This is a genomic window from Kribbella sp., from assembly GCF_035655035.1.
Classification (GTDB): Bacteria; Actinomycetota; Actinomycetes; order Propionibacteriales; family Kribbellaceae; genus Kribbella.
This window is the reverse complement of the sequence record NZ_DASRVN010000683.1, coordinates 1-6,683: the sequence shown is the minus strand read 5'-3', so window position 1 is coordinate 6,683 and position 6,683 is coordinate 1. Positions and strand designations below refer to the sequence as shown.

The following is a 6,683-nucleotide window of genomic DNA, read 5'->3' as shown; positions in this document are numbered from 1 at the left end:
ACGGGGCCGCCCAGCCCATCCGGGGGTTCGCCGCCAGGGCGGCCTTGGTGGCAGGCACCTTCATCGCGCCGGACAGCAGGAACAACGCGGCGAGTACGCCGGAGATGATCCAGGCGGTGAGGTTCATGCCGCGACCGGTTGGGCGGTGCGGACCTGGCGTAGGGCACCGGCCCAGGACTCCAGTTGGTCGAAGAGGACCGCGGCCTGGTCGGCGTACTGCGGGCCGGGCTTGAAGGTGCTGAAGTTCTCGAAGTCGGTGAAGAGGGAGAACGACAGCTGCTGACGTACGTCGGCGAGTTGGAGCTCGGCGCTGATCGCGCGGAGGTGCTCGATCGCCCGCGCGCCGCCGAGCGAACCGTACGAGACGAAGCCGGCGGCCTTGTTGTTCCATTCGCCGTACAGGTAGTCGATCGCGTTCTTCAGTACGCCGGACGTCGAGTGGTTGTACTCCGGCGTGACGAACACGAACCCGTCGTACGCCGCGATCGTCGCGGCCCACGCCTTCGTGTGCTCACCGGCGTACTGCCCGGCGGCCGGCGGGACGGCCTCGTCCAGGTGCGGCAGCGGGTGGTCGAGCAGGTCGATCAATTCGTAGGTCGCGCCGGTCCGCTGCTGCGCCTGGGCGAGGACCCAGTCCGCGACCGCCTTGCCGTTCCGGCCGGGGCGGGTGCTGCCGAGGATGACCGCGATCTTCAGGTCGCTCATCGCGACGACTCCTTCAGGAAGAGGATGACTTGAAACTTCAAGTAAGACGATAGAGCGATTGACATGAACATTCAAGTCATCGGTGAGCTTGGCTATGCTGCAGGCATGGGGAGTGAAGCGGTCGAGCCACGGTGGCTCCAGGCTGACGAGCTCGAGACCTGGAAGACCTTGCAGCTCGCGATGGCGCTGCTGACGACGGCCCTCGGAGAGCAGCTTCAGCGCGATTCCGGTCTGAGCTTCCTGGAGTACTACGTCCTCGCCGGCCTCTCGGACCAGCCCGAGCACACGATGCGGCTGAGCAGTCTCGCGATCCTGACCAACTCCGAGCTCTCCCGCCTCTCCCACCTGATCCGACGCCTGGAGGATCGCGGCCTGGTACGCCGTGAACCCGACCCGAACGACGGCCGCTTCACGAATGCGATCCTCACGCCGGACGGCCACGCGGAGCTGGTGAAGGCCGCGCCCGGTCACGTCGAGCTGGTCCGCAAACTGGTCTTCGATCCGCTGACCGGGACCGAGCGGCGGGCGTTGCAGAAGGCGATGTCCAAGCTGCTGCCCGGACTGCTCGGCGACTGTTAGCGGTTCTTCCAGAGTTCGGCGGAGATCGACTCCTGGGCGAGCAGCCGGAGGGACGCGATCACGGTCTCGCCGAGGATCGTGCCGATCACGACGGATTCGGTCAGCTGGTCGCGGGTCGGGTTGGCGGTGACGGCCTCGACCTCCAGGGCGGTGAAGGCCTCGACGGCGTCGGCGTACGTGTCGAGGTGGGCGATCAGGTTGTCCTGGCCGAGGCTGTGATATGCGGCGATGGTGTCGATCAGCGTGGCCAAGGCGGGCGCCTCGGGATCGACGGACCAGCCGCGGTCCTCGATCAGCTTGGTGACCCGGGCGGTCGCGGCGGCGCGGGCGTCGTCGGAGGCGGACAGCCGGCGCGTCGGGGTCAGGGCGCGATGGGCGCGGCCGATCTGCTCGTGCAGCGGCTCGGTGTCCGCGTCGAGTGATTCGAGGATCTCCTTCACGGTGGCCACCGGTACCTGTGCCAGCTCGATCAGCGCGCGGATCAGGCGCAGCCGGCGGATGTGCGCCTCGCCGTACGACGCCTGGTTCGGACTGCTGAGTTCGCCGGCCGGGAGCAGGCCCTCGCGCAGGTAGTACTTGATCGTCGGCACCGGGACGCCGGTGGCCTTGCTGAGTTCCCCGATTCGCATCGCTTGCCTTCCTCGTGACTGTCATGGATAGTATCAGTATCCATAAGCGGATACTTGTACTATCCATAAGGAGGCGAGTCGGATGATCCCGCTCGTACTGATCCTGGGCGCCGTCGGCTTCCGGGCGTTGGGTGCGCTCGGCGTCCGCCGGTTCACGACCTGGCCGGTCGCGGCGGCGCACGCGATGGCGGAGATGCTGGTGCTGACGGCGAGCGCGCACTTCGTCCCGGCGAGCGTGACGGTGATGCCCAACCACGCCGACATGGTGCGGATGGTCCCGCCGTTCCTGCCGTACGCCGACGTGCTCGTCTACCTGACCGGCGTACTCGAACTGCTCGGCGCCGCCGGTCTGGTGGTCACCGCGACCCGCACCGCGGCCGGCTACGCCCTGGCGGCGCTGTTCGTCGCGCTGGTCCCGGCCAACATCCACGCCGCGGTCGCGCACGTACCGTTCGCCGGCGGCGCGGCGTCGCCGCTCTGGGAGCGCATCCCCGAGCAGCTCCTGTACCTCGCCGTCGCGCTCTGGGCGGCGCGATCCGCAACCACGAAACCACTCGTCGAAGAAGAGGCCCTCGTATGACCGACGCGTCCCGCACCATCGCCGGCGTCATCTTGCTCACGATCGTGACGATCCAGTTCGGCGGCTACTTCATGACCCGGGTCGTCCGCGGTCAAGTCCCGATGACCGACTTCCAGAAGTCCTTCGCCCGGGCCGGCCACGCGCACGCCGGCGTGCTCGTCATCCTCAGCCTGGTCGGCCTGCTGTACGTCGACCACACCGGGCTCACCGGGTTCTGGTTGTGGGTCGCCCGGCTCGCGATCCCGGCCGCGGCGATCCTGATGTCCGGCGGCTTCTTCGCCTCGTCGGCCGGCAAGGACCGGACCACGCCGAACCAGTTCCTCTGGATCCTCTGGCTCGGCGCCGCGTCACTGGCGATCGGGGTCCTGACCCTCGGGATCGGCCTGATCGTTGCCTAGCGCAAAGGCTCGCGCGAGCCGCTCGCCGGTTGCACTGATCAGTGCGGCCGTCTCCGGTGTCGCCTGGTCGACGGTGAACGGGCCGAGGGCGGCGAGTGCGGCGACCTGGGTGAGGAGCATGCCCGGGGTGTCGGCGCTGAAGCGGACCCTGCACGAGGTCTCGGTGAGAGGCGTGACGATGCCCCGGACCACCCCCTCGAAGGTCGAGGTCACCGTCGACGCGGCGGCCTCGACGGTCAGCTCGACGGTATGCCGGTACTGCGCCGAGACGAACGACTCCACCAGGTACGACGGGCCGTCGATCACCCGCGGCGTGAAGCGATGCAGGACCGGATCCACCGAGGAGATCCGGTCGACGCGGAAGATCCGCCAGTCGTCGCGGTCCGGGTCGAACGCGAGCAGGTACCACCGCCAGGCCAGCGTCAGCAGCTGATGCGGCTCCACCCGCCGCCTGGTCGTCGCGCGGCTGCGTCCGTTGTAGTCGAAGGCCACGAGCTCGTGGTTCCGGCAGCAGCGGGCGAGTACGGCGAGCACGCCCGGGTCGACCTGTGGAAGACCGGGCCGCGGGATCGCCTCCGCGGCCGACCCGACCGCCGCGAGCTGCGGGCGCAACCGCGCGGGCAGGACCTGCTCCAGCTTGGCCAGTGCGCTCATCGAACTGTCCGCCATCCCGCTGACGCCGCCGCCGGCCGCACCGACCAGGCCGAGAGCGACCGCGATCGCCTCGTCGTCGTCCAGTTGCAGCGGCGGCAGGTGCGTACCGGAGCCGAGCCGGTATCCGCCCGCGGTCCCGGTCGTGCCGGTGACCGGGTAGTCGAGCGCCCGCAGCCGTTCGACGTCCCGCCGTACCGTCCGCTCGGTGACGCCGAGGCGGTCGGCCAGCTCGCGGCCCGACCACTCGCGGCGGCTCTGGAGCAGGGACAACAGCCGCAGGAGACGGCCAGGCATGTCGCTCATGAGCCCATGATCCCTTGCGGACAAGATGTGTCCGCAAGGGCTTCTAGCGTGAGTCGCATGATGCTGACGACGACAAGCACGGGGTACGACGACGCGCGGCTCGGGTTCCAGCGGCGGGACCCGCACCGGCCGGAGGTGATCTTCCCGGTGACCAGCGCGGACGAGGTGCAGGAGGCGGTCCGGTACGCGATCGCCCACGACCTGCGGATCGCCGTACAGGCGGCCGGGCACGGGGTGATCGAGGGGATCGAGGGCGGCGCGCTGATCGCGACCGCCGGCTTCAACGGCGTGAAGGTGGACGCCGAGCGGCGGACCGCGTGGATCGAGGCAGGCGCGACCTGGCGGGACGTCCTGACCGCGACCGCGCCGGACGGGCTCGCGCCGCTGTCCGGCAGCGCGCCGGGTGTCGGCGCGATCTCGTACACGCTCGGCGGGGGACTGGGGCTGATGGCCCGGCGGTACGGGTACTCCGCGGACCACGTCCGGCGGATCGAGGTGGTGACCGCGGACGGCGGACGGCGGAACGCGGAGGACGACCCGGACCTGTTCTGGGCGCTCCGCGGCGGTGGCGGGAACTTCGGGGTCGTGACCGGGATCGAGATCGACCTGTTCGACGTGCCGACGATCTTCGGCGGCAGCCTGTACTTCGACCTCGCCGAGTACCCGGACGTGCCGGAGGTCTGGCGGGACTGGACCCGGACGGTGCCGGAGGACGTGACGTCGGCGATCGCGATCCTGCCGATCCCGGACTTCCCGCAGGTTCCGGAGGTGCTGCGCGGGAAGTACATCGGGCAGGTCCAGCTCGCGATCCTCGGCGACCGCGGCGCGGAGCTGATCGCGCCGCTCCGCGCGATCGGTACGCCGGTACTCGACACGGTCGGGGAGCTGCCGTACGTCGACTCCGGGCGGATCTTCGCGGAGCCGGAGCGCCCCGACAGCTACACCTCGCGCAACGTGCTGGTCAGCAACCTCGACGCGCTGAAGACCCTGCCGGGCCCGGACGCGCCACGGATGCACGTGATCGGCATCCGGCACCTCGGCGGAGCGCTCGCCCGGCAGCCCGAGGTCCCGAACGCGGTCGGCCACCGCGAGGCTGCGTACTCGCTCACCGTGCTGACTCCGGGCGAAGCTGCCACCCCGCGCGACGTCCTCGAACCGTGGCGCGAGGCAACTGTTGGCCGAGCCCTCAACTTCACCTTCGAGAAGCTGACGCCCGACGAGATCGCGGAGGTATACGACGACTACGACCGCCTGGTCGAGCTCAGGCGCCGCTACGATCCCCAGTGCCGCTTGTGGGCGAACCACCAGATCTAGCGATCAGCTCCTCGACCAGTGCGCCCTTGCCGGAGACGTAGGCGCCGCGGTCGGTGCTGAGGAGGTGCGCCAGCTCGCGTTTGCGGGCGGCGTACCGCTCGCGGTCGGCGGCGTCCGCGCGCAGGTGGTCGCGGAGCAGTACGTGGTCCCGGTACGCCTTGTTGCCGTCGACAACGACGTACAGGTGGTGGTAGTGCACCGCGTCGGGCGGTAGCGCGAACGCCTCCCGACCGGCGATCCCCTGGTCGCCCTCGTGCAGGTAGCCGGCCGCGGCCAGCCGCGCGATCGCGGTCGGTACCAGGTCGGCCGACGGTACGACGATGTCCACGTCGATGATCGGCTTCGCGACCAGACCGGGTACCGCCGTACTGCCGACGTGCTCGATCCGGTGCGGAAGCCCGGCCAGGAACGGCCCCAGCCGCCCGCGGATCTCCGCGAACCACAGCGGCCAGCGCGGGTCGTACTCGACCACCTCGGCCGGAACGATCACAAAGCCGCCGTGACGTCGATCTCGACCAGCTGCCCCGCGAACCCGAGCTGGGCGACGCCGAGCAGCGTGCTCGCCGTGGTGAAGGCCGCCGCGATCGGCGACGCGTTGAGCTGGGCCCAGACCGCGCCGAGGTCGGCCTGCTCGGAGCTGGCGACGTAGATCACCGTACGGACGACCTGGTCAGGCGTCGCACCGGCGGCTGCCAGCGCGGTGCTGATGTTCGTGATCACCTGCGCGGTCTGCCCTTCGAGACCGCCGGAGGCCAGCTCGCCGGACGGCTGCAACGGGCACTGCCCGGCCAGGTACACCAAGGTGTCCGCCTGGACCCGGGTCACGTGGTGATACCCAGGCGTCGCATGCAAGCCGTCGGGGTTGCTTCGCTCGATCGTCACACCCTGAGCCAACGCGATCCCTCACGCCCCGGTCAACAGATTTAGCACGTACCGCCGCTGCCACGGCGTTTCCACGGCGTGCTTGTCGTAGTGCTGCCGGACGTAATCAACGGCCCGGTCGGCCGGCATACCGTCCAGTACGGCGAGGCACGCGAGCGCCGTACCGGTGCGTCCGCGGCCGCCGCCGCAGACCATCTCGACCCGCCCGGTCGCCGTCTGCTCCAGCGCGTCGCGGAACGCGGCCAGCGCCTGGGGACGATCGACGGGGAGCCGGAAGTCCGGCCACTTCACCCAGTGCGCCTCCCACGGCACGTCTGGCGGTTCCTTGCCGAGCAGATACAGGCCGTACGTCGGGAACGGCGCTGCCGCCGGGCCGTGCCGCAGACCACGTCCGCGGACGAGCCGACCCGACGGCAGCTCCATCACTCCTGGTGCGTCATTCTCCCAGAGGCCCACAGGGCCAAACTACAAGGAAAGAACCGTTGGGGCCGATCAGACTACGAGGCGCTCCTCGGTGGAGGTGGAGAACAGGTGCAGCTTGTCGGGGTCGGGGGCGAGGTAGACCTCGACGCCCTTCTCATTGTGCAGGCGGGTGCCGATCCGGGCGATGATCTGCTGGTTCTCGGCGTGGTCGGCGGA

The 6,683-nt window shown here is 69.8% G+C and carries 10 protein-coding genes; 4 read left to right on the top strand and 6 right to left on the bottom strand.

Annotated elements, in window-relative coordinates; all coding sequences use genetic code 11:
- Nucleotides 1-123 precede the first annotated feature (123 nt).
- Nucleotides 124-705 carry an NAD(P)H-dependent oxidoreductase gene (locus VFF46_RS35695; RefSeq protein WP_325041674.1) on the bottom strand — a complete coding sequence of 194 codons (582 nt, stop codon included), beginning with the start codon at nucleotides 703-705 and terminating at the stop codon, nucleotides 124-126.
- A 105-nt stretch (nucleotides 706-810) separates the two neighbouring features.
- On the opposite strand from VFF46_RS35695, the gene VFF46_RS35690 reads away from it, so the two are divergent.
- The gene (locus tag VFF46_RS35690) at nucleotides 811-1,284 is read left to right on the top strand and encodes a MarR family winged helix-turn-helix transcriptional regulator (protein ID WP_325041673.1); all 474 of its coding nucleotides are present in this window, start codon (nucleotides 811-813) and stop codon (nucleotides 1,282-1,284) included.
- Here VFF46_RS35690 and VFF46_RS35685 read toward each other — a convergent pair.
- Nucleotides 1,281-1,913 (bottom strand): MerR family transcriptional regulator, encoded by a 633-nt coding sequence (locus VFF46_RS35685; protein WP_325041672.1) that lies wholly within the window; start codon nucleotides 1,911-1,913, stop codon nucleotides 1,281-1,283. The genes VFF46_RS35690 and VFF46_RS35685 overlap by 4 nt on opposite strands.
- Nucleotides 1,914-1,995: 82 nt before the next feature.
- On the opposite strand from VFF46_RS35685, the gene VFF46_RS35680 reads away from it, so the two are divergent.
- Both VFF46_RS35680 and VFF46_RS35675 read left to right on the top strand, forming a co-directional pair.
- A complete protein-coding gene (locus VFF46_RS35680; protein ID WP_325041671.1) occupies nucleotides 1,996-2,493 on the top strand; it encodes a hypothetical protein in 498 nt (165 codons plus the stop codon).
- Complete coding sequence (locus VFF46_RS35675) at nucleotides 2,490-2,891, top strand: hypothetical protein (protein ID WP_325041670.1); 402 nt, start codon at nucleotides 2,490-2,492, stop codon at nucleotides 2,889-2,891. The genes VFF46_RS35680 and VFF46_RS35675 overlap by 4 nt, the downstream gene beginning before the upstream one ends.
- Here VFF46_RS35675 and VFF46_RS35670 read toward each other — a convergent pair.
- Nucleotides 2,841-3,848 carry a helix-turn-helix transcriptional regulator gene (locus VFF46_RS35670; RefSeq protein WP_325041669.1) on the bottom strand — a complete coding sequence of 336 codons (1,008 nt, stop codon included), beginning with the start codon at nucleotides 3,846-3,848 and terminating at the stop codon, nucleotides 2,841-2,843. The genes VFF46_RS35675 and VFF46_RS35670 overlap by 51 nt on opposite strands.
- A gap of 57 nt (nucleotides 3,849-3,905) precedes the next feature.
- On the opposite strand from VFF46_RS35670, the gene VFF46_RS35665 reads away from it, so the two are divergent.
- Nucleotides 3,906-5,162: an FAD-binding oxidoreductase gene (locus VFF46_RS35665; RefSeq protein ID WP_325041668.1), complete on the top strand. Its 1,257-nt coding sequence runs from the start codon at nucleotides 3,906-3,908 to the stop codon at nucleotides 5,160-5,162.
- Here the strand turns inward: VFF46_RS35665 and VFF46_RS35660 are convergent.
- From VFF46_RS35660 to VFF46_RS35650, 3 genes are read right to left on the bottom strand one after another with little or no spacing between them, the layout of a single operon-like run.
- Nucleotides 5,110-5,652, bottom strand: a complete 543-nt coding sequence (locus tag VFF46_RS35660) for a GrpB family protein (protein ID WP_325041667.1) — start codon at nucleotides 5,650-5,652, stop codon at nucleotides 5,110-5,112. The two genes, VFF46_RS35665 and VFF46_RS35660, sit on opposite strands and share 53 nt — an antisense overlap.
- Nucleotides 5,649-6,044: a RidA family protein gene (locus tag VFF46_RS35655; protein ID WP_325041666.1), complete on the bottom strand. Its 396-nt coding sequence runs from the start codon at nucleotides 6,042-6,044 to the stop codon at nucleotides 5,649-5,651. Before VFF46_RS35655 ends, VFF46_RS35660 begins: the two co-directional genes overlap by 4 nt.
- 21 nt (nucleotides 6,045-6,065) lie before the next feature.
- Nucleotides 6,066-6,467 (bottom strand): protein-tyrosine phosphatase family protein, encoded by a 402-nt coding sequence (locus VFF46_RS35650; protein ID WP_325041665.1) that lies wholly within the window; start codon nucleotides 6,465-6,467, stop codon nucleotides 6,066-6,068.
- Between the last annotated feature and the right edge of the window lie 216 nt (nucleotides 6,468-6,683).